17 protein-coding genes are annotated in these 17,534 nt (G+C 61.4%); 6 read left to right on the top strand and 11 right to left on the bottom strand.

The window, feature by feature from the left end; all coding sequences use genetic code 11:
- Positions 1 to 62: 62 nt before the first annotated feature.
- Together ABD842_RS04315 and ABD842_RS04310 are read right to left on the bottom strand one after the other, a co-directional pair.
- Positions 63 to 488, bottom strand: a complete 426-nt coding sequence (locus ABD842_RS04315) for a hypothetical protein (protein WP_345110555.1) — start codon at positions 486 to 488, stop codon at positions 63 to 65.
- Positions 489 to 667: 179 nt separating this feature from the next.
- The gene (locus ABD842_RS04310; protein ID WP_345110553.1) at positions 668 to 1,222 is read right to left on the bottom strand and encodes a helix-turn-helix domain-containing protein; all 555 of its coding nucleotides are present in this window, start codon (positions 1,220 to 1,222) and stop codon (positions 668 to 670) included.
- 646 nt (positions 1,223 to 1,868) lie between these two features.
- On the opposite strand from ABD842_RS04310, the gene ABD842_RS04305 reads away from it, so the two are divergent.
- Both ABD842_RS04305 and ABD842_RS04300 read left to right on the top strand, forming a co-directional pair.
- Complete coding sequence (locus ABD842_RS04305) at positions 1,869 to 3,170, top strand: hypothetical protein (RefSeq protein WP_345110550.1); 1,302 nt, start codon at positions 1,869 to 1,871, stop codon at positions 3,168 to 3,170.
- A 230-nt stretch (positions 3,171 to 3,400) separates the two neighbouring features.
- Positions 3,401 to 4,126, top strand: coding sequence for a macro domain-containing protein (locus ABD842_RS04300; RefSeq protein WP_345110548.1), 726 nt, complete (start codon positions 3,401 to 3,403; stop codon positions 4,124 to 4,126).
- A gap of 636 nt (positions 4,127 to 4,762) precedes the next feature.
- On the opposite strand, the gene ABD842_RS04295 is transcribed toward ABD842_RS04300, so the two are convergent.
- On the bottom strand, positions 4,763 to 5,323 hold the full coding sequence (locus ABD842_RS04295) for a GNAT family N-acetyltransferase (RefSeq protein WP_345110545.1): 561 nt from the start codon (positions 5,321 to 5,323) through the stop codon (positions 4,763 to 4,765).
- Positions 5,324 to 5,433: 110 nt separating this feature from the next.
- Complete coding sequence (gene abc-f / locus ABD842_RS04290) at positions 5,434 to 7,326, bottom strand: ribosomal protection-like ABC-F family protein (protein ID WP_345110542.1); 1,893 nt, start codon at positions 7,324 to 7,326, stop codon at positions 5,434 to 5,436.
- A 196-nt stretch (positions 7,327 to 7,522) separates the two neighbouring features.
- Here abc-f and ABD842_RS04285 point away from each other — a divergent pair, with 196 nt between their 5' ends.
- Positions 7,523 to 8,239, top strand: a complete 717-nt coding sequence (locus tag ABD842_RS04285) for a GAF domain-containing protein (protein WP_345110539.1) — start codon at positions 7,523 to 7,525, stop codon at positions 8,237 to 8,239.
- 223 nt (positions 8,240 to 8,462) lie between these two features.
- Positions 8,463 to 9,002, top strand: coding sequence for a hypothetical protein (locus ABD842_RS04280; RefSeq protein ID WP_345110536.1), 540 nt, complete (start codon positions 8,463 to 8,465; stop codon positions 9,000 to 9,002).
- Positions 9,003 to 9,016: 14 nt separating this feature from the next.
- Here ABD842_RS04280 and ABD842_RS04275 read toward each other — a convergent pair whose 3' ends face one another.
- The 7 genes from ABD842_RS04275 to ABD842_RS04245 form a co-directional block, all read right to left on the bottom strand.
- Positions 9,017 to 9,616, bottom strand: coding sequence for a Uma2 family endonuclease (locus ABD842_RS04275; RefSeq protein ID WP_345110533.1), 600 nt, complete (start codon positions 9,614 to 9,616; stop codon positions 9,017 to 9,019).
- Positions 9,617 to 9,676: 60 nt separating this feature from the next.
- The gene (locus ABD842_RS04270) at positions 9,677 to 11,317 is read right to left on the bottom strand and encodes an amidase (protein WP_345110530.1); all 1,641 of its coding nucleotides are present in this window, start codon (positions 11,315 to 11,317) and stop codon (positions 9,677 to 9,679) included.
- Between the two features lie 64 nt (positions 11,318 to 11,381).
- Entirely contained in the window at positions 11,382 to 11,555 is a 174-nt protein-coding gene (locus ABD842_RS04265) for a DUF2256 domain-containing protein (protein WP_345110527.1), read from the bottom strand.
- A 122-nt stretch (positions 11,556 to 11,677) separates the two neighbouring features.
- Positions 11,678 to 13,864, bottom strand: a complete 2,187-nt coding sequence (locus tag ABD842_RS04260) for an AsmA family protein (protein WP_345110525.1) — start codon at positions 13,862 to 13,864, stop codon at positions 11,678 to 11,680.
- 248 nt (positions 13,865 to 14,112) lie between these two features.
- Positions 14,113 to 14,655 carry a PAS domain-containing protein gene (locus ABD842_RS04255; protein WP_345110523.1) on the bottom strand — a complete coding sequence of 181 codons (543 nt, stop codon included), beginning with the start codon at positions 14,653 to 14,655 and terminating at the stop codon, positions 14,113 to 14,115.
- A gap of 17 nt (positions 14,656 to 14,672) precedes the next feature.
- On the bottom strand, positions 14,673 to 15,035 hold the full coding sequence (locus ABD842_RS04250; RefSeq protein ID WP_345110521.1) for a hypothetical protein: 363 nt from the start codon (positions 15,033 to 15,035) through the stop codon (positions 14,673 to 14,675).
- Positions 15,036 to 15,222: 187 nt separating this feature from the next.
- A complete protein-coding gene (locus tag ABD842_RS04245; protein WP_345110518.1) occupies positions 15,223 to 16,020 on the bottom strand; it encodes an acyl-CoA desaturase in 798 nt (265 codons plus the stop codon).
- 329 nt (positions 16,021 to 16,349) lie between these two features.
- Between ABD842_RS04245 and ABD842_RS04240 the strand changes: the two genes are divergently transcribed.
- Positions 16,350 to 16,901, top strand: coding sequence for a 2'-5' RNA ligase family protein (locus ABD842_RS04240; protein ID WP_345110515.1), 552 nt, complete (start codon positions 16,350 to 16,352; stop codon positions 16,899 to 16,901).
- A 137-nt stretch (positions 16,902 to 17,038) separates the two neighbouring features.
- Positions 17,039 to 17,500 carry a hypothetical protein gene (locus tag ABD842_RS04235; RefSeq protein ID WP_345110512.1) on the top strand — a complete coding sequence of 154 codons (462 nt, stop codon included), beginning with the start codon at positions 17,039 to 17,041 and terminating at the stop codon, positions 17,498 to 17,500.
- Positions 17,501 to 17,534: the final 34 nt, after the last annotated feature.

Genomic DNA, 17,534 nt, shown 5'->3' with positions numbered 1-17,534 from the left:
ATTGAAAACAACGGCTATCCTCGTCGCCAACCACTGCGCGACGCGGATACGCGCAACTCCAGCTAGGCAGGCAGGGTGAGGCGGTAGGCTTCGAGCTGGGTGATGTAGCCGGTCACCAGTTCCAGGTCGGCGGCGTTGCGGGCTTCGGCCAAGTCCTGGAGTGAGCTTTGGTCGCCGGAGGCCCCTTGCAGGGCCAGGTTTTTCTTGCGGGCTATGAGCGTGGCCTGTTCGGCTTCGAGCTTTTCGCGCTCGGCGGAGGGGCCGGCCGGCAGGTCGGCCAGCGCGGCCGTCACGTTTTGCAGGTTGCGGTCGGCGCGGGCAAACTGCTGCTGGGCGATGCCGGCGCGAATCTCGCCTTCCTCCTCGTTGAAGCCGAGGACCACCTCGTCTTTTTCGAGACGATTCTGGAGGCGGCGGGTGGGCGCCAGGGCCTTGTCGCAGGCGGCGCGGGTCGTCAGGGCCGAGAAATCAAAGGTGGGAACGGTCATAAAAAATAGGGAAAGGAGTGAATACTGCGCCGGCACCCGCCGGCGACCCACTGAACGAAAGTCCGGGCGCGCATATTGCGGGCTATTCGCCTCCCCCTTAGCCAGGTACGCCGGATACTCCGAAGCCGTCCTCCCTTTTGGGGGCGCGCCCGGCCGGCGGCGGCCCGGCCGGGCATCAGCTACTCTGCTTCGCCGGCGGGCGCGGCCAGGGCGGCCAGCTCGGCCCGCAGGCCGGCGGCGCGGGCCAGCAGCAGGCGGCGGGCGGCCTCGGCAGCGGGGCCGGCCCACAGGCGGGCCTGGGCGGCAAAGGGTCCGTCCCGGGCCAGGGCGGGCGGGCAGGCCGGGGCCGCAAGCAGGGCCAGGCGGGCGGCACTGGCCAGGCGGCGGGCTTCGAGCGGGGCCAGCGCCGCCAGCACCCGCTCCAGCTCCCGGGTGGCCAGGTGGCGGCGGCGGGCCAGCGGGCGCGGCAGGGGCGCGGGTGGAGCCGGCACCTGGGGCGGCGGGGCCTCGCCAGCGTCCCCGGCCAGCGCCTGCCGCGTAGCCAGGGGCAGGGCCGCCAGCAAGGCGCTCAGCGCGTCGCGGGCCTCCACGGTCAGGAAGCGGGTGCCGGCCTCGGCCTGGGCCAACGCCCCGCGCGTGGTGCCCAGCAGGGTGGCCAGCTGGGTTTGGGTCAGCGCCAGGTAGCGGCGCAGGGCGGGCAGGGTGCCGGCGGCGGGCAGGCGCATAGAAGACATAGGCAGGGGCCGCCCCGAAAGGGGGCCGCACGGCAAAGGTGCGACGGAGTCTGATACAAGTCGGCTTGATACAAATAAAAATGTATCAAGCCGACTTGTATCAGGCCTCACCCGCCCCCTGTGCTGCGGCCGGCAAGTGGTGTGCTCACCCATCAGGCCCCGAGTTCCGGCGCCCAGCCCTTATAAGGACCCTGAAGTAGGATGTGCCCCCGTCCCCTACCCGCTTTCGCAAACCAGCTCGCGACACGGCTAAGCCACCGCTGTTTCGATAGGCCGGCCAGGCGTGAAGCCGCAACTGGCGGCGTGGTGGTATGGGCGAAGTTTCTGGGCGGCAGTAGCGGCTAGCCAGCCGACGGTGGGTATATTGCCGCAACTCACCTGCGTACTACGCGCAGATTGCCGCTACGGGCAGTTGCGGCAATCCGAATGTTGGCGGCTATTTTTACAGACTGTTTACAATAACAGACATCAACAGGCTTATAGCAGTTTCGCGAACAGTGTAGTGGTTGCATTCGCTCCGGTCGGACGGCTTTTTCCGCCGTCGGACCGGTCGTTGTAGGCCCGATGTATTTATCGGCAGCCAGCGACGACCGGTCCGACGGCGAAAAGCCGTCAGACCGGGTACACCGTTCACTAATCCGCTATAATGAAAATATATTTATCACCAAGGACAGTAGGAATTAGTGGCGGCGGGCTCAAAGGAAATCTTCAATACTTAGACCGACTTATTCAAAGTGAATTGGATAAATCAAATTTTCAATCGTCGTTCAATGAACTTTGGTTGAGTTTATCTTATCCGGCAATGTATGTTGTTCCAGATATTGTTGGAATGGAAATTACATTTAATAAGTACTATGAAACATTTCCTTATTCGAGAATGAATAGGAAATTTAAAACTATTGACATTAATCTGAAAGCCCCAGAATTTTCAGAACATTTTCAAAAAGAGGAGCAAATAAATTACAAAGACAAATTTGAAATAGCAGATGAATATAAAAATATAGATGAGCCTGAACTTGCAAATGTTTTAATAGACAAATATTTTGAGGCTTTACAAATCATAAAATCAAAGCTAAAAAAAGACGATTTGTTTGATTTTGAAACCTTTGAAAACGTTCTTATAAACATACGACAGAAAATTTCTCTCGAATTTTTAATAACAACTTCAAAGCAAGAAAATATTAGTTTACAAAAGTTTCAAATTGAAAATTCTGAAATTAAACGACAAGAACGGAAAGACCGAAAATTAACAAGCGATACATTAATTCGAGATATTAGGTTATTATTCGATTACAAACTACCAAGAACTTTATTTTATCTAAATCGGTATGCAGACATTGTGTTAAGACAACTAATTCAAAAGGATTTTAAATGTCCTCATTATCACCATCTTTATATTTCTATTGCCGACACAAAAGAAGAAGCTTTAAAAAGAGCAATTGTTGTAGAAGATTGGTTCGCCTATGGAATCGCGGTTTTAAAGGAAGACATATTACTGAAAGCAGACCACTCTGAACAGCAAGCACTTGTTTTAAATGCACTTAAAGAAGGACTAATCGATATTGCAGAGTTAGACAAACTTGACGAGGAAAAAGTTTTAGCAGCAATTAGTGAAGCAAAAGAAATAGGAGTATTATCTGAAATTATCTATAAAGCCAAGGAGAATAATAAGATTACATTCACGATTTCTACAAAGACTATATTAGGACAAAATGAAGAAGAAATTTATTTCACAATTGTTGACAAAGAAACCGACAAAATAGCAAAGTGGAAGTTCGGACAGGAAAACATATTTCTAATCGGTGGTTGGTTTGGGACAATAAATGTGGCTAACAAAAAAATTACAATTAAACCAAGAGCGAATATGGATTTAGTTCTTGAAGGCAAACAGAAAATTATTGAGATTGACGTTGAAAAAGAACTTGCCGACATGACCAAGATTACCTAAAACAGCCGCTAACAAAGGTATTGCTGCAAGCAGGGCAGGACTTTGTTATCTTTGGCTGTAGGTCGCTATCAGCAGTGGTTCGGGCAGGACAAACACGGGTGGACTTTTGTTTGTTATCTTTTACTTTTATAACTTTATTCATCAGCGGTTGGGGGCGGACACAGCAATGAATTCCCTGCCTGCAGCAATACCCGACCGTTGGTGGCAATTTGTGATAAACTTAAACTGTAATGAGAAAACTTAAGTGGAACTATCTATTCACAACTAATTACCTCCTGATTGGAAAATATTTTCATCTCGCATTTGGCACAATTTGGCTATTGATTGAATGTCCAAGTGCGTTAAGCTCTAAGCTTGAAGACTTAATTGATAAAGGCGAACTATTTATTTTGGCAGCTGCTTTGGTAGTTTCATTTGCTTTTGCAATATTTAAAGCATTTTCCAGAACGTCTTACACTAAGAAATTCAAAAGTGCTCAAACCAGTATTTCGTTAAAAGTTGGAGACCTGCTTGCTGAAAAAGAAGACATAGTGATTGGCAGCAGTGACTTCTTTGATTTCAACTACAATCGAACTATTGGAGTGTCTTTAAAAAGCCAAATGATAAGCAGGCTTTTTGACAACGACATTAACTATATTAACAATATCGTCCAACAAAGTCTTGTAGGATTGGAAAATATTGCTGAATTAGATCAATTAAAGCCCAGTGGAAATAAACTGCGTTATCCAATTGGTACAGTCGCCGTTTTACCTCAAGCAAACAGAAGAATTTTTGTGGTTATTCTAACGAAACTAAAGTTCATTGGAAATGACAAACACACTCAATCCGACCATCTTATCTTAAACCAAGCTTTAATTGGCTTGTGGGAGAAAATAAAAGTTGAGGGTCGTAAGAAAAAGTTTTCGGTACCAGTGTTAGGGGCAGGATTAGCAAATGTTAATTTGTCGTTACTATAGCAGTTTCGCGAACAGTGTAGCGGTTGCATTCGCTCCGGTCGGACGGCTTTTTCCGCCGTCCGACCGGTCGTTGTAGGCCCGATGTATTTATCGGCAGCCAGCGACGACCGGTCCGACGGCGAAAAGCCGTCAGACCGGGTACACCGTTCACGAAACCGCTATACTAATAATACAAAGCATCATTCTTTCCTATGCTATTTATTCCAGAAATTCAACAATATCTAGGGAGATGTCGATAGTAATAAGCCCAAATGACTATAGCCCGAGTGATTTTGAAGAAGCAATACATTTTCTAAAATCTCTACAAATATGAACTGTCACCAGCTTTCGGTTTGGCATTATGGCGGCTAGACGTTGGAGCAATCAGCAGTAGTTCGCTTTTCATCGGCAGTTCCAGCTTGATGTTATAAATTAAGCAGCAGTAGAAAACATTAAACATTATATCTTTAATCGGCTTCAGTTGTCGGCAGACGGAACACAGAATACCGCCACAACGCCAATGCTTCAACGTTACCCACAAAAAAGCGCCGCCGCTGCTTCCCAGGAAACAGCGGCGGCGCTTTTTTACAACTCCCGGGACGACAGTAGTGGTACATATCGAAGTCGGCGAGCTGGGCTTCGTGCCCGGCTACCGGCTCAGCGCGGCCGGCGGCCCTCCAGCAGGGAGTAGTGCACCGCGTCCAGAAACCGGCCGTTGTAGAACTCATTCTCCCGGAAATGGCCTTCCTGCACGAAGCCGTTGCGCTCCAGCAGCCGGGCCGAGGCTTCGTTCAGCGGATCGATGATGGCCGCTACGGAGTGCAGGTGCAGCTGCTCGAAGCCGTAGTCGAGCACGGCGGCCAGGGCTTCCTGCATCAGGCCCTGGCCCTGGCAGGCAGGGTGCAGCAGGTAGCCCACCTCGGCCCGGAAGTGCTCGGGCAGCAGGTCGACGTAGCCGATGGTGCCCACCACCTGGTTGGTGTCGCGCCGGGCCAGGGCCCAGTTGACCGACTTCCCCTGCGCGGTCCGGGCGTTTACGAGGGCAATGTGTTCCTCCACCTCGGCCACGGACTGCGCCAGCGGGCGCGGAATGAACTGCATCACGGCGGGGTCGGCGCGCAGCACCAGCAGGTCGGGCGCATCGGCGGGCTGCAGCTGGCGCAGGGTCAGGCGCGCGGTGGTCAGCGTGGGAAACGGCTCAAAGGGGAAGGTCAGCATGGGGCTCGGGCAACGGCAGAAAGAAGGGACCGGTTTTGCTTAAGCTTAAAAAAAGAAGCCCCGCCAGCAGCGGATAGCATTTGGCGAGGCTTCTTTGGGGTTGGCGGAGCTTACATCAGCTCCTCCCAGCGCCTGGTCTGGGCGGTCAGCTCCTTTTTCACCTGCTCAAACTTGAGCGTGGCGTCCTTGAGCTGGGCGGCGTTGTTGTAGATGCCGGGGTCGGCGAGCTGGGCTTCGTACTGGGCCAGCTCCTTTTCCAGGGTTTCGATGCGGGCTTCCACCTCGGCCAGCTCCTTTTTCTGCTTGGAAGTACTGGGCGACGAGGTTGTTTCCTTCACCGGCTCGGGCTTGGGCAGCGGCTTGGGGGCCGACGGGCTGGGCAGGCCGGCTTTCTTGGCCGCCTTTTCCCGGTCTTCCTGCCACTGCTCGTACTCGGCGTAGGTGCCGGGGTATTCCTTGAGCTGGAAGTCCTCGATGTACCAGATCTTGGTGGCCACGTTCTCGACGAAGAACCGGTCGTGGCTGATGACGATGAACGTGCCCTCGTACTGCTCCAGGGCCTGGATCAGGATGTTCACCGACTGCATGTCGAGGTGGTTGGTGGGTTCGTCGAGCAGCAGGAAGTTGGCTTCCGAAATCAGGGTCTTGGCCAGGGCCACCCGGCTTTTCTCGCCCCCGCTGAGCACCTTGATCTTCTTGTAGACCTGGTCGCCGGTAAACAGGAACGAGCCCAGCACGCTGCGCAGCTCCATGTCGTTGCGGCGGGAGCCGGCCTCGTTCATCTCCTGCAGAATCTCGTTGTCCACGTTCAGGCTTTCGAGCTGGTGCTGGGCGTAGAACGACATGATGACGTTGTGGCCCAGCTGGTGGTTGCCGTTGGTGGGCGCCTCCTGCCCGGCTACCAGGCGCATCAGCGTCGACTTGCCCTTGCCGTTGGCCCCGATCAGGGCAATCTTGTCGCCCCGCTCGATGTGGACGTGGGTGTCGCGGAAGATGATTTTCTCGCCGTACTTCTTGCCCACGTGCTCCATGCGCAGGATGTGGCGGCCGGGCTGCACGGTGAAGTTGAACTTGATGTTGACCTTGGCCGCGTCGTTGGCCACGTCTTCGATGCGCTCCAGCTTGTCGAGGGCCTTCACCCGGCTCTGGGCCTGCTTGGCCTTGCTGGCCTTGGCCTTGAAGCGCTCAATGAACCGCTCGGCGGCCCGGATCTGGGCCTGCTGGTTGTCGAAGGCGCCCTTCTGAATCAGGTTGCGCTCCTCCTTCTCCTCCAGGTAGTAGGAGTAGTTGCCGGCGTAGAGCACCAGCTTGCCGCCGGTAACCTCCACGGTGGTGTTGGTGGTGCGGTCCAGGAATTCCCGGTCGTGACTCACGATGATAACCGCGCCCTCGTAGCCGGAAAGGTAGTTTTCAATCCACTTGATACTGGGCAGGTCCAGGTGGTTGGTGGGTTCGTCGAGCAGCAGCAAGGAGGGCTTCTGCAGCAGGATCTTGGCCAGCATCACCCGCATGCGCCAGCCGCCGGAGAAGGTCTTCAGCGGCTTCTGCAGCTCCTCGGTCGTGAAGCCCAGGCCTTCCAGGATTTCCTCGGCCTGGGCCTGCATGGTGTAGCCGCCCAGCGCCTCAAACCGATCCTGGGCGTCGGCCAGCTTCTCGACCAGGTCGTCGGTGTAGTTGTTCTCGAACTCGACCAGAATCTCGTCGATGCGCTTCTGCAGGTTCAGGGCTTCCTCGAAGGCCTGCATGGCCACCAGCAGGATGCTCTCGTGGGTGTCGTAGCTGAGCAGATCCTGGTTCAGAAAGCCCAGCGACACCTCCTTGCTCATCGAGATGCTGCCGCCGTCGGCCTTGTACTCGCCCACCAGCACCCGCAGCAGCGTCGATTTGCCCGTGCCGTTCAGCCCGATCAGGCCGATTTTGTCTTTGGGCTTTATGTGGAGGTTGGCTTTGTCGTAGAGCGTACGGGAGCCAAAATGGAAATCAAGGTCGTTAATCGAAATCATCCTGCTGTGCTATGAAGTGGCAAAGGTAACTCATTCGGTTGAGGCAATAAGTTGGCCGGCCCAGATAGTTATAAGCGGCCCCAGGCCCGCCAGTGCCGGCAGCGCCCTACTCTATCCGCAAAACATACGGTAAAACCTAGTCATCCTTCCCGACTACCATCCGTAGAAACCCGGACGCCATCCGTATTTACCCTCAATGCCGCTTTCCCGTCTATCCCTGATTCCCGGCAACGATGAGGACCGTCTGCGCGCTCTGAGCCGCTACGAAATTGTGGGTACGGCGCCGGAAGGGCTGTTCGATGAGCTCACCACCCTGACGGCCAAGCTGTTTGGCGCCCCCATTGCGCTGGTTTCGTTGGTGGCCGAAGGCAGCGTCTGGCTCAAGGCGCAGTTCGGCCTGCCCGGTGTCCGCCAGGTAGCCCGGACCCAGAGCCTGTGCTCGGTGGCGGTTCTACACGATGAGGTCACGGTATTTGAAGACCTGCAGGCCCGTCCCTGCGCCCTGGTTGAGCCCCAGGCGCTGCAGGCCCTGAACCTGCAGTTTTACGCCGGCCAGCCTTTGCGCACGCCCGAGGGCTTCAACATCGGGGCCCTGTGCGTTATCGACCGGAAGGCCCGCACGTTTTCGGCGGATGAGCAGGCCCTGCTCCAGCACCTGGCCGCCACCGTGATGCTGCTGCTGGAGCTGCGCCTTGCGGGCCTGACCCAGGCGCAGCCCGCCTCCTCACGCGAGCAGGCCCAGCTCACCATCCCCGCCCTGATTCACAGCCTGACGCTGCTGGCCGAAATCGGCAGTACCGGCTCGGCCGTCGATGCGTGGGGCAATGCGGTGGCTACGGCCGCCATTCACCAGGAAGCGGGCCACCTGACCGGCCTGCTCAACCGCACCCTGACGGAGGTCCTGGCCGGGTAGCCCCCCGCCGCCCGGCCCGTAGTCCCGAGCTTCACCCGACCTTCCGGCGCCCTGCCGGCGGCCCCGGCCCGCCGGCGTTTCTTGCGGCGCCACGGGCTCTGCGGCTTGCTTATGCGCTTTTCGGCTGCTGGCCGCCGGGGTTTGGGTGGTGGCGGCTACTTTTGCGCATCGGGCCGGCCGGCCCGGCCTCCAACCGCCCTTGGCGCCCCGCGTACACCTTCCCATGAAGTACCCAACCTTTGCCGCCGCGCTGCTCCTGACCCTGGCTGCCTGCCGCTCCGAGCAGGAATCGGCGGGCGCGGTCAGCTACGAAGAGCGAATCCCGGCCACCCTGAAAAGCGAAACCTCCGCTACCGAAGCCGTGGGCGCCACGGCCCGCAGCCACGGCTACCTGCGCCGCTTCTCCCAGCGCCAGGGCCAGTACTACGCCAGCGTCGACTACATTCAGTTTCTGGATGGTAAGGCCGCCGTGGCCGCCGCCCGCCGCCGCGGCGATGCCCTGGCCGAAGTAGTGAAGGGCGACACGGTGTACTCCGTATTCAACGACTACTACATCATCAACGACACGCCCAGCCCGCGCACCCTCCCGCTGAGCGCCACGGCCGTCATCCGGCTCTGGCGCCAGTCGGGGGAGCTGCGGCAGTACCTGACCACCCCCGCCGAGCTGCGGGCCCAGAGCCCCGACTTCTTCCGGTCCACGCCCTTTATCGTCGAAACCAAAGACGGCGTCATCACCGGCCTGACCCAGCAGTTTATTCCCTGAGTGGCCCGCCGGCCCTACATTTCCTCAAACACCTCCGCCCACTCAATCTGCAATTCGGGCAGGGTCGCCACCGGAATCAGGCCGGGCGTGTAGAATTCGCCACGCAGCTGGTAGCGGCCGTCGTCGGCCAGCAGGTACACCACCACGTTTTTCTGCTCGGGCGTCACCATCCAGTACTCGCGTACTCCTACTTCCTCGTAGAGGTCGAACTTCTCCTTGGTGTCGCGGGCCACGTTGCCGGGGCTCAGGATTTCGATAATCCAGTCGGGCGCACCCAGGCAGCCCCGCTCATCCAGCTTGGCCGGGTCGCAAATCACGCACACGTCCGGCTGCACCACCGTTTCAATGCTCGCGTCGCCGTTGGGCGTGGTCCGGCTCAGGCGCACGTCGAAGGGCGCGTGGTACATCCGGCAGGACTTGCCCCGCAGAAACTGCATGATCGGAAACTCAATGTTGCGGGTGATATCCTGGTGCTGCCGCCGGGGTGCGGGGCTCATCAGGCGGATGCGGCCCCGGATCAGCTCCACCCAGTCGGTCAGCTGCCAGGTCAGGTAGTCGGCGTAGGTGTAGCGCCGGGTCAGGTCGAGTTGGGAAAGCTGGGTGATGGGCGGCATACTCAACGGCTCAAGGGTAGTGGGCAAAGATACTGGTTCAGGTTCAAGGCGGCCCCGCTCCTAGCCCACAAACGGGGTCTTAAACCCGGGCACGGCGCGCAGCCTCGACGCCTGCTCGTAGGCGTAGGCCAGCCCCAGCAGCGGCCCCTCGGTGTAGGGTCCGCCCACAAACGACAGCCCCACCGGCAGGCCGTGGGCCAGGCCCATGGGCACCGTCACGTGGGGGTAGCCGGCCATGGCCGCGGGGGAGGAAAAGCCCGGGCCGCCGCCCCCGTCGCCGTTGATCAGGTCGATGCAGCGGGCGGGGCCGGTGGTAATGGCGACCAGCGCGGCAACCTTGTTGTCGCGCAGCACCGCATCCAGCACCTGCCGCGCGCCCTCGTGCGACTTGCGCCGGGCGGCCACGAACTTCGGACTGCTCAGGCCCTCCAGCTTCTGGGAGTCTTCCAGGATTTCCTGCTGAAAGAAAGGCATGGCCTTGGCCTTATTCTGGGCGTTGTAGGCAATGACGTCGGCCAGGGTTTTGACCGGGGCCTGGGCCGTGGCCAGGTACTGGTTGACGCCGTCCTTGAACTCGTAGAGCAGCACGTCGTACTCGGCCTGCCCCAGCGGGTCGATGCGCTTCTCGACCTCCACTTCCACGATGGTAGCCCCCTGGGCCCGGAGCACGGTCAGGGCGGCCTGCAGCAGGGCAACGGCGTCGGAAGAGCCCTTCAGGTGGTTTTTCTCCACCCCCAGGCGCTGGCCCCGCAGGGCCCCGGGCGTGAGGAAGGTGGTGTAGTCGGCGGCGGCTTTGCCCGCGCTTTCCCTGGTGACGGCGTCGGCGGGGTCTTCGCCGGTCAGGGCCCCGAGCAGGATGGCGGCGTCGCGCACGGTGCGGGCCATGGGGCCGGCCGTATCCTGGGTGGCCGAAATCGGGATGATGCCCGCGCGGCTGAGCAGGCCCACGGTGGGCTTCACCCCCACGATGCCGCAGCACGAGGCCGGCGACACTACCGAGCCGTCGGTTTCGGTGCCGATGGCCAGCGCGCACAGGTTGGCGGCCACGGCCGCCCCCGAGCCGGCGCTGCTGCCGCTGGGCGTGCGGTCCAGGATGTAGGGGTTCTTGGTCTGACCGCCGCGGCTGCTCCAGCCGCTGGTGCTGCGCGTGGAGCGGAAGTTGGCCCACTCGCTCAGGTTGGTCTTGCCCAGCAGCACCGCCCCGGCGGCCCGCAGCTTCTGCACGATAAAGGCATCCTGCGCCGCCCGGTGCCCGGCCAGGGCCAGCGAGCCGGCGGTGGTGTGCAGCTGGTCGGCCGTGTCGATGTTGTCCTTGATGAGCACCGGAATGCCGTGCAGGGGGCCGCGCACCTTGCCGGCCTTGCGCTCCTGGTCCAGCGCGTCGGCCAGGGTCAGCGCATCGGGGTTGAGCTCGATAACCGAGTTCAGCTTCGGCCCGGCCTGGTCGATGGCCCTGATGCGCCCCAGGTACAGCTCCGCCAGGGAACGGGCCGTGGCCTGGCCGCTCTGCATCTTTTCCTGCAGCTGGGCTACCGTGGCCTCGCTGAGCTCAAAGACCTTGGTGGTGGCGTCGTCGTCGGGGCCGCCGGCCACCGGCGCGGAGGCCGAATCCTGGGTGGGGGCGGTGCAGGCGCTCAGCGAGAGAGTGGACAGGGCCACGCCGGCCAGGCTGCCGTTGCGCAGGAATAGTCTTCGGTTCATAGCGGGAATTTTGGGGTAAGATAGGGCCGGCCGGGCACTTTCCCAGCCCCCACAGCGCCCGGCTTCAGGAAGCGGCGGCCGGGGTGCGGGGCTTGTTGCGCTGGCACTTCTCGCCGCAGTACTTCACCTCATCCCAGCAGGCGCGCCACTTCTTGCGGTACTCGAAGGGGCGGCCGCAAGTCAGGCAGATCTTGGTGGGCAGGTTGCCCTTGGTGAGCTTGGCGGGAAGAGGGGACATTGGCGGGGCGTAAAAGCTTGCAGACAACGGCCCGGAGCCGGGAAAGTTTGGCTTAGAGCCTGTCCTGATAGGCCCTAAATCAGAGCGTCATGCTCCGCATGACGCCCAATTCGGATAGCTACTTACTGCTGCTCACTGATTTTCCGGGCCAGCTTCTTCGGGGCCCCGATGCTGTTGAGCAGGCCGCTGACCAGCCCCTGCCGCCACAGCGAAAGCGCCGACACCCGCAGCTCCCGCCGGCTGGTCATGTCGCCGACCTTGAGCCGGCCCTCGTCGCGGCGCGGATTCTCGTCCCGCACCACCACGCCGTTGAGCAGCGAGGTCCCGATTTTGGTGAACAGCGTTTTGCGGTCGGCCCCGCCCTTGGGACTGAGCAGCTCCAGCTTCAAATCGGAGTACTGCGCCCGCATGGTACCCGTGATCTGCCGGCGGTTGGCCCGGAACCCGATGGTGGCCTGCTGCACGTTGCCGCGGGCGAAGCGCACGTTGCGGCTGGGCTCGGTCATGGAGTTGAGCAGCGTGATGGAACCGGGGCCGAAGGTGGCCCGGCCCCAGTGCGTGCCGTTGGGGTCAAGCAGGGGCAGCCAGATCTGCAGGTCGGCCCGCCAGCGGTTGGCAATGTAGCCGGAGGCCCGGACCACGGCCGGCTGCGCCGCCGACATCAGGCGCGGGTCGTTGGTGATGTTGGTCAGCGTCCCGTTGAGGCGGTTAAACGTCAGCGTCCCCTGGCGCCCACTGCTGGGCGAGAGGTAGTTGGTGCGCACCGTGGCATCCGCAATGCGGATGCGCCGCACATTGAGCCGCAGCGGCAGCTTCCCCAGGCGCTCGGGCGTCACGATGGACGGCGTCGGATTCAGCGGGAAGCGGCCGTCGCCGTCGACAAGGACCTGCAGCCGGCTCAGCGTTACCTGGCCGGCCAGCACCGCGCCCCGCTGATCGAGGGCCGCGAAGTCGAGCCCCGTGGCCTGCAGCCGGGGCAGCCGCAGGGTGATGTTGGGCGACTGGTGCCCCTTGTAGCGGTTCACGGCCGTCGCCGACATGGTGGGCAGCAAAAAGGCTTCCTCCAGCTGCAGGCGGCCGGTTTTCGTGTCCAGGTTCAGGGCCTGGTAGCCGCCCCGGTACACCGGCGGGCTCAGGCGGGCCGTGGTGAGGCCGGTGCGCAGCTGCCAGGCATGGGCGTACAGCACCCGCTTGGGGTCGGCGGCCGCCGCTTTATCAATCCGCAGGTCGGTGCCGGTGAGGGCAATGCGGCGCACCGTGGGAGCCGCCGCCATCCCGGCAACGCGCACGTAGCCGCCGGTGAGGCGGACGTGGGCCAGGGTGAGCCGGTTCAGGTAAGGCGCTACCAGCTGATACACAGGCGGCGGAGCCTGGCGCGGGGGCGTGAAGGTGAGGTGGGGCTGCCGGATCAGCAGCGAGTCGAGCGACAGGCGGCGGCGGGCCAGGCTCGTCGGCTGCAGGCCCGTCAGCCGGAGCTGGGCCAGGGTCAGGTTGAGCTGGGGCAGCCGCTGGCGCCGGCCCGGCGGCCGCCAGGAGCGCAGCCGCAGCGCGTCCAGCGTGAGCAGCTGCCGGGCCGAAGAAAACTGTCCGTGGCCCAGCACTACTTCATGGTCGAGCACGCTGCGGGCGGCCACGCCGGCCACGCGCAGCAGCACCGTGCGGGCGTAGCCCAGGCGCTGAGTGTCGGCCGCCCCGGCCGCGCTGAGCAGGACGTCCCGGGCCGTGACGGTGCCCTCCCGCAAGCTCACCTCGGGCCGGCGGCCGGCGCCGTAGGCCGCCTGCAGCTTCCGCACGCCCAGGTAGCCGATAGCCAGCCCCGGAACCCGGGCCGGCAGCCGCTCGTGCAAAGGCTGGCCGGCGACTTTCGTGGCGGGCAGGTCGAGTAGCCGCAGCGTTACGCCAGCTACTACCACGCTGTCGACGGGGATTTGCTGCCGGCGCAGAGCGGCCCACAAGCCCACGCCCGAAATGCGCAGCTCCCCGACATCAGCCAGCAGGCGGGACAGGGCCGTGGTGTCGGTCCAGAGCCGCGGATCTTGGGCCGGCCGCAGCCGCAGGCGGCTCAGACGGATGGAGCGCTGCCACAGGCTGGTGTGCAGGGTGCCAATGCGCAGCTGATACCGGCCCTGGCTGCGCCGGGCGACCTGTTCTTCCAGCGTACGCCGCAGCCATGGGTCGAGCAGCAGCAGGGCGGCCAGCACCAGGGCCGTCAGCACCAGCAGCAGGCCGCCCACCCAGCGCCACCACCGGGGCGGGGCGGGCGTCGGGGGCGAGGCCTGGATCGGAGCAGAAATAGGCGACGAAGACAAAGCCACGGAGCAGACTAGAAGCTAAAAAATCCCTTAACGCAAGACCCCGGCAGGGCGGTTGCCCACGCGGCGGCAAGTCGGCGCCGGGAGCCCGGCCGCGGCTGGCGCGGGCACAGGCTTCTGCATGTACCCGTTTGGGCGCCGCAGGTTTAAGCAGCCGGCAGCCGGGGGCGGCCGGGGGCGGAAAAAGGCACAAAAAAAGCCGCGCCAACCGGCCCAGCTTCTTTGCAGCATCATTTCCGGGGTTTCTACTCGCCCAGGCGCTGGCGCAGCTCCCGCACTTCCTGCTCCAGGCCCAGGGTGCGGAACGTCACCTTAACCTCCAGGTCGGCGTAGGCGCGCTCCAGGTCCTGCTCGCGCTGGCGCAGCTGCAGCTCGGTTGCCTTCTGCTCCTGAATGTCGGTGCAGGTGCCGAACCACTGCCGGATCCGGCCCTGCTCGTCGTGCTGCGGGCGGGCCTGCCCCAGAAACCAGCGGTAGGAGCCGTCTCTGGCTTTGAAGCGGTACTCTATTTCGTAGAACTCGCCCGTAGCCAGCGAATGGCCCCACACCCGCCGGGCCCGGTCCTGGTCGTCGGGGTGCAGCAGGTTGTTCCACATATTGGGCCCCACGCTGTCGGCCAGGGTGTAGCCGGTAAAGTCAACCCAGCGCTGGTTGAAGAATGTGTGGTAGCCCGTGGCATCCGTAAACCAGACCAGCTGGGGGATGAAGTCGGCCAGAAAGTGGAACTGCTCTTCGCCCTGCTGGCGCAGGAGGGCCTCGTGGGGAGCGGAATGGGTTGGTGCACTCATGCTATTCGACGCGGGGTTTAACAAGGGCGGGTGAGCTGCAGCTCCATGCCCGACTGAAAATAAAGACCCAGCTGGCTTTCCAGGCCATCGGCAGAGCGCCGCAGCCGCGTAATCAGGGCCCGGGTGGACTCCTGCAGCAGCTCCAGCTCCAGGTAAGGGCGGCTCAGCAGCTCGTCGCGCTGCACGAGCCAGTGGCCCGAATCGGGCGGGCCGGGCAGCTGCACCTCCACGCTCCCCGGCTGCAGGCAAAGGCGGGTGGCCCGGGCCATGCTGCTGGCGGGGTTGCCCTGGTTCAGCACGCGGTTGGCGACGCACCAGTCTCCCGTGAGGTAGTCATCGGGTAAGTGCTGCAGGTTAACGTCGAATAAAGGCTCAGACATGGGGTAGAATGGCGCGCCAGAAAAATCAGGCCGGCAGCTTTAGCTGCCGCCTGACCGTAGCGCAAATTTACGGACAAGCCTGCTTAACACGGCTCAGTCCACAAAGTTCCTTCCCTCAGCCTGGCAGCCGCAGGCCGTTTACTACGAACTGACCTTCAGCTAAATAGAGCAGCACCAGCCCTCAGGGCTACTCCCAGGCCCTGACGCCCGTCGCTTCCAGGGTGGCGGAGGCGGTGGCCGCCGCCGTGCCGACGGCCTTGGCGGGCTTGAGGCGGATAACCCGCACCTTGTCCAGGGTCCAGATAACGGGGTACGTAGGGTCGAGCTCCCACCACTTCACCCCGAAATTGACCCGGGAGGGCAGCTTGTGGTGGTTGTTCTGAAACAGCTCGCCGCCGGTGAGGAAGTCGAAAAACAGGGAGTTGCGCGACTTATCGTTGTTGTCGAAGTTCTGGTAGCCGTACTTGTGGCCGCCCCAGTTGACGATGGCGCCGTGCACGGCCCCCATCGAAAAGTGTACCGGCAGCAGCAGAAACTGCCACCAGGTGGTGGCGAACTGCACGTAGAACAGGATGTAGAAGGCGCCCCAGCCCACCCGGGAATACCACTTGTTGCCGAAGGCTTCCAGCGCCGGCCACTCGGGGTACTCGCCCTCGAAGCGCCCGGCTTCCTTGGAGCGGCCAAAGAGCACGTCCTGGTATATGCCGCGGGTTTTCCACATCATGGTGAAGGCATTGGACGAGTAGTGCGGGGAGTGCGGGTCCCGCTCGGTGTCGGAGTAGGCGTGGTGCATGCGGTGCAGCAGCGCGTAGCCCCGCGGCGACATAAACGAGGAGCCCTGCCACACGTAGGTCATGCCGAAGAAAAACCGCTCCCAGAAGCGCGTCATGGTGAACATCTTGTGGGCGGCGTAGCGGTGCTGAAAAAACGACTGCGTGAACAGCGACAGGTACCAGTGCGCCAGAAAAAAAGCCAGAATAGCCATAAGCCGGAGGGGTAAAGAGAAGACCTGGGAAGGAAACATGAAACCCGGCGCGGCACCGCTAAAGTTCGCGGGCCGGCGCGGGGCAACTCAGGAAAGGTACGCAATTACGCCGCAGAGCGGCTGAATCGGGCCCCCGTCCATTACCCAGACCCGCGGGCGGGCCGAATGTTTCTGCTTTTCCGGGCCGGGCCTTTTCCGGTTCCGGTTTACCCGCCGGCTCCTGACCCATTCGACGGTGCGGGCGCAAGTCGTGGTGGCCGGCGGGCCGGGGGCGGCCAACAAATGCGCGGCCGGGCCAACCCTGCGGGCGGTTCCGTAGTTTAGCGCCTATGCTCGCCATTACCTCGCTGCTCAGCCCGCACTACGCGGCCCGCATCAACCGGATCATCAAGGGTCTGGAAACCGAATTCGGCATCGACGACGTGCAGGCCACGCCCGAGCCGCACATCACCTACCAGCTGGCCGGGGTGCGCAAGCTGTCGGCGCTGCACCAGGCGCTGCACGACGTGGCCTGCAGCACCAAGCCCTTTGCGGTGCACACTACCGGGCTGGGCGTGTTTCCGGGGCCGAATCCGACCATCTACATTCCGGTACTGCGCACCAAAGAGCTCAACGAGCTGCACCAGCGCATTGTGGCGGCCACGGCCCCGCTGTGTTTGCGCACCGACAAGTTCAGCGGCCCCGACTGCTGGCTGCCCCACATTTCCCTGGCCCTGCACGATACCACCCCCGAATTGCTGGGCCCGGTGCTGCAGTACCTCAACAAGCAGACCTTCAACCTCAAGCTTACCGTGGACAACCTGGCCATCCTGCGCCAGCAGGGCAGCCTGTTTCTGCGGGAAGAGGTGTTTGCCTTCAGCGGGGTCACCGAGCCGGTGTAGAAGTTGGTTTTTAGTGGGTGGTTTTTGGTGGATGGTTTTTGGCTTTCATCCGGCAGACCGAAAGCCAAAAACCACCCACCAAAAACCAACAACCAACAGCAACTCCTACTTTTGCCCTTCAACCAATTTCTTTTCGCATGTATTCAGTTGTACTCGCCCTCCACTCCTGGTCCCGCTGGCTCGTGCTGGTGTTTGGCCTGATTGCCATCTTCCGCGCCTACAGCGGCTGGCAGGGCCGCAAGCCCTACCTGGGGGCCGACAACGGCATGGGCGCCTCCTTCGTGGGCTCTTTGCATCTGCAGCTGCTGCTGGGGCTGATTCTGTACTTCACCGGTCCCTACGGCGTGAAAGCCTTCGAAGCGGCCGGCGGCGCCGTGATGAAAGACCCCATTGGCCGGTTCTGGGGCGTGGAGCACATTACGGTGATGATCCTGGCCGTCATTGTGGCGCAGGTGGGCCGCACGCTGTCGAAAAAAGCCACCGACCCGGTGCTTAAGCACAAGAAGGCGTTTGCCTGGTTTCTGGTGGCCCTCATTCTGGTGCTGCTCATGATTCCGTGGGGCCTCTGGAATCCGGCCCGGCCGCTGTTTCGTTTCTAGGTTTTCCGGTTGCCTTGGCGGCTCCGGCCCTCAC

Source organism: Hymenobacter algoricola, assembly GCF_039539525.1.
GTDB classification, from domain to species: domain Bacteria; phylum Bacteroidota; class Bacteroidia; order Cytophagales; family Hymenobacteraceae; genus Hymenobacter; species Hymenobacter algoricola.
The sequence above is the reverse complement of the archived record's forward strand: the minus strand, read 5'-3'. Positions and strand labels throughout refer to the sequence as shown.

Coding starts and splice junctions, on each gene's coding strand:
- ABD842_RS04315 (WP_345110555.1), bottom strand. CDS start 488: ATGACCGTTCCCACCTTTGATTTCTCGGCCCTGACGACCCGCGCCGCC.
- ABD842_RS04310 (WP_345110553.1), bottom strand. CDS start 1,222: ATGTCTTCTATGCGCCTGCCCGCCGCCGGCACCCTGCCCGCCCTGCGC.
- ABD842_RS04305 (WP_345110550.1), top strand. CDS start 1,869: ATGAAAATATATTTATCACCAAGGACAGTAGGAATTAGTGGCGGCGGG.
- ABD842_RS04300 (WP_345110548.1), top strand. CDS start 3,401: ATGAGAAAACTTAAGTGGAACTATCTATTCACAACTAATTACCTCCTG.
- ABD842_RS04295 (WP_345110545.1), bottom strand. CDS start 5,323: ATGCTGACCTTCCCCTTTGAGCCGTTTCCCACGCTGACCACCGCGCGC.
- abc-f (WP_345110542.1), bottom strand. CDS start 7,326: ATGATTTCGATTAACGACCTTGATTTCCATTTTGGCTCCCGTACGCTC.
- ABD842_RS04285 (WP_345110539.1), top strand. CDS start 7,523: ATGCCGCTTTCCCGTCTATCCCTGATTCCCGGCAACGATGAGGACCGT.
- ABD842_RS04280 (WP_345110536.1), top strand. CDS start 8,463: ATGAAGTACCCAACCTTTGCCGCCGCGCTGCTCCTGACCCTGGCTGCC.
- ABD842_RS04275 (WP_345110533.1), bottom strand. CDS start 9,616: ATGCCGCCCATCACCCAGCTTTCCCAACTCGACCTGACCCGGCGCTAC.
- ABD842_RS04270 (WP_345110530.1), bottom strand. CDS start 11,317: ATGAACCGAAGACTATTCCTGCGCAACGGCAGCCTGGCCGGCGTGGCC.
- ABD842_RS04265 (WP_345110527.1), bottom strand. CDS start 11,555: ATGTCCCCTCTTCCCGCCAAGCTCACCAAGGGCAACCTGCCCACCAAG.
- ABD842_RS04255 (WP_345110523.1), bottom strand. CDS start 14,655: ATGAGTGCACCAACCCATTCCGCTCCCCACGAGGCCCTCCTGCGCCAG.
- ABD842_RS04250 (WP_345110521.1), bottom strand. CDS start 15,035: ATGTCTGAGCCTTTATTCGACGTTAACCTGCAGCACTTACCCGATGAC.
- ABD842_RS04245 (WP_345110518.1), bottom strand. CDS start 16,020: ATGGCTATTCTGGCTTTTTTTCTGGCGCACTGGTACCTGTCGCTGTTC.
- ABD842_RS04240 (WP_345110515.1), top strand. CDS start 16,350: ATGCTCGCCATTACCTCGCTGCTCAGCCCGCACTACGCGGCCCGCATC.
- ABD842_RS04235 (WP_345110512.1), top strand. CDS start 17,039: ATGTATTCAGTTGTACTCGCCCTCCACTCCTGGTCCCGCTGGCTCGTG.